A 2,982-nucleotide genomic window follows, 5' to 3' on the forward strand; every position below is an offset into this window, starting at 1 on the left:
GGCGTGGGCGTGGGGATGGGCGGCGGGCGGCGGTACGCGGCGGACTCCAGCCGGTCCACCTGACGCAGCTCCGGGAAGAGCCAGGCCCAGAGGGCCACCACGACGAGCGTGCCCACGGCGCCAATCACCACCGCGTTCACGGCGCCCAGGCCCTCCGCGAGCGAGCCCGCGCGGAACTCTCCCAGCTCGTTGGAGGCGCCGATGCACATCATGTTCACCGCGCCCACGCGGCCGCGCATGTCGTCCGGCGTGGAGACGAGCTCCAGCGTGTGGCGCACCACCACGCTCACCATGTCCGCCGCCCCGCCGATGGCGAGCGCCGCGAGCGACAGGGGCAGGGACGTGCTCAAGCCGAACACCAGCGTGGCCGCGCCGAACACCGCCACCGCGCCGAACATCTTCCACCCGGCATGGCCCCCCAGCGGCCGGAACGCGAGCAGCACCGCCACCACCGCGGCGCCGACGGCCGGGGCGCTGCGCAGGAGGCCCAGGCCCCAGGGGCCGGTGTGCAGCACGTCGCGCGCGTAGATGGGCAGCAGCGCCACCGCGCCGCCCAGCAGCACCGCGAAGAGATCCAACGTGAGGCTGCCCAGGAGCAGCCGCTTGCTGCGCACGAACTTGAGGCCCGCGACGAGCGTGGCCAGCGACACCGGCTCGCGCGACGCGCTGCCCGTGCGGACATGGAGCGAGAGGATCCACACCACCGTGAGCGCGCACAGTGACGCGGACGCGATGTAGACGCCCTTGCCGCCCAGCCACCCGTAGAGCAGGCCGCCCACGGCGGGGCCGGCGATGGTGGCCACCTGCCACGTGGTGGAGTTCACCGCCACCGCGCGCGTCAGCTCCTCGGGCGGCACCAGGTACGGCGTGAGCGCGGAGCCCGCGGGGCCGTAGAAGGCGCGCGCGGTGCCGAACAACACCAGCACCCCGTAGACGAACCGCACGTCCGTGACGTGGCCCAGCGTGAAGGACAGGAGCAGCAGGCTGCACACCAGCATCACGCCCTGGCAGATGGCCAGGATGCGGCGGCGGTCGTAACGGTCCGCCACCTGTCCGCCCAGGAGGCTGAAGGCGAGGAAGGGGAGGAACTGCGCGAGCCCCGTGTAGCCCAGCGCGAGCGCGCTCCCGGTCAGCTCGTACACCTGCCAGCCGATGGCCACGGACTCAATCTGCGCCGCGAGCACCGCGCACAGGCGGGCGACTTGATACAGCCGGAAGTCGCGGTGACGGAAGACGGACGAGGCGAGGACGGAGGGGGCCATGCTGGATGCGCGCTGTAACGCAGCCCGTCCCCCGCCGCCAGCCACAAGGCGCGGGGGCTGGCGGCCTGCCTTATGAGGTCGCGCGCATCTTGTTGAGCCGGTCGTAGTGGCGGTAGCCCAGCTTGTCGAGCGCGGCGGGCGGCGCGAGGCCGATGTCCACCAGCGTCTTGATGTCGTACGTGCCCGCGAGCACCGGCGGCGCGTAGTTGCCCACCGCCTCCGGCGTGCGGAAGCCCGGCAGCGGGAAGAGCACCGTGCTGGTGTGCACGTGCATGAAGTGCGCGGCGGACTGGCGCTGCCACCCCGGCACGCCCGGCGCGGTGATGACGTGCGGCGTGGCGAGGAACGTGCCGCCGGTGAGGATCTCCAGCTGCTGGCCCACCTGCGCCACGATGCAGCCCGCGGGCGCGGTGCCGCGCACCATCTGGCCCTGCGGCGCGTCCGGCGTCGCGCGCGTGCGCAGGTACAGCCCGCTCTGGTCGTCCGGCTTGCCAGCCGGGCGGCCCTCCGGGTTCAGGAACCGGCCGCCGGGCAGCAGCGTCAGCAGGTTGAAGTCGGTGTGCTCCTCGCCCCAGAGGATGCCGGTGTTCACCTGCGACGGGCCCAGGGGCAGGTACTGCAGGGCGCGCGTGACGTGGGGCGCGCGCTCGCAGGCGTCCGTGAAGGTGCCCTCGGGGAGCTTCAGCGCCAGCGCGGCGCCGCGCAGCAGCTTGAGGCCGGCGTCGTGCAGCGAGCGGCCCAGGGTGAGCAGCCCGTCCTGGAAGTACGGCGGCGCGTCCGGGGGCCAGATGTTCTCCGGGTACAGCTCCGGGAACTCCAGCGCGGACTGCGCGTCGGTGGGCGTGGGCGAGGCGAAGTAGCACTCCTTGAAGTCCGGCTGCCCGTTGCCGGCGACGGCGACCTCCGTGTTGGGAGGCGTCCAGCCGCGCTGGTACCAGAGGTCCGCGCGGCCCAGGGGGCGCTTCTCGGCTTCGGGGCGCGCGACGAAGGCGGAGAACGCGTCGTAGAAGCGCTCCAGCGCTGGCGCGTCCACGCCGTGGTTCTTCACGAACACGAGGCCGAAGACGCCGAAGGCCTCGCGCAGCGCCGCCGCGGCGCGCTCGAGGCGGGCCGGTTCCCCCGACGCGAGGTCCGTGAGGTCGACCGTCGGAATGTGGATCGAGGAGGTGTCCGCCATGGTGGGCCCAGGTGTATCGCGCCCGGGCCCGGCTGAGGAGGGGGACCGTGCCTGTCCGCCCGCCGCGGCGGCACCTGCTTCCCGGGAAATCCGGGAGCAGGGCTCTTTTCAGCGCGCGGTGAGCGTCACGTCCACGGGGGCGCACTTCACCGGGGCGGGCTTGTAGTCACCCCCGGGGCGGGGCACGTCCTCCTTGCGCGAGGTGACGTCCATCAGCTCGTTGCGGAAGGTGATGCGGTAGGTGCCCGGCTTCTGGAAGTCATAGGCCTGCGTCACCTCCACGCGGTTCTCCACCGTCGCGCCCGGGGCGATGGTGACGTAGCTGGACTCGGACGGCGCGCGGCGCTTCACCATGGGGCCCTGGTAGGAGACCTCCTCGCCGTCGCGGGTGATGTCGAACACGGTGCCCAGGATGCCCTCCAGCGGCGTCTGCCAGGGCAGGACGTAGACGGCTTGCGCGGAGCGGTTGGTGAGCTGGAAGAGGACCTCCACGGGCTCGCCCACGCGGGCCTTGGCGGGGGCGCTCAGGGCGCAGTCCAGGTT

The 2,982-nt window shown here is 72.8% G+C and carries 2 protein-coding genes and 1 pseudogene; all 3 read right to left on the bottom strand.

Features of this window, described 5'->3' with window-relative positions:
• Nucleotides 1–1,262 (bottom strand): MFS transporter (locus D7V93_RS41040; RefSeq protein WP_120648428.1); only part of this gene is annotated, 1,262 nt, incomplete at its 3' end.
• Nucleotides 1,263–1,332: 70 nt separating this feature from the next.
• Complete coding sequence (locus D7V93_RS41045; protein WP_120648429.1) at nt 1,333–2,439, bottom strand: isopenicillin N synthase family dioxygenase; 1,107 nt, start codon at nt 2,437–2,439, stop codon at nt 1,333–1,335.
• A 108-nt stretch (nt 2,440–2,547) separates the two neighbouring features.
• A pseudogene (locus D7V93_RS45530) lies at nt 2,548–2,982 on the bottom strand (protease); the annotation flags it as partial.

Origin of the sequence: Corallococcus llansteffanensis (genome assembly GCF_003612055.1) — a bacterium.
Taxonomy (GTDB): domain Bacteria; phylum Myxococcota; class Myxococcia; order Myxococcales; family Myxococcaceae; genus Corallococcus; species Corallococcus llansteffanensis.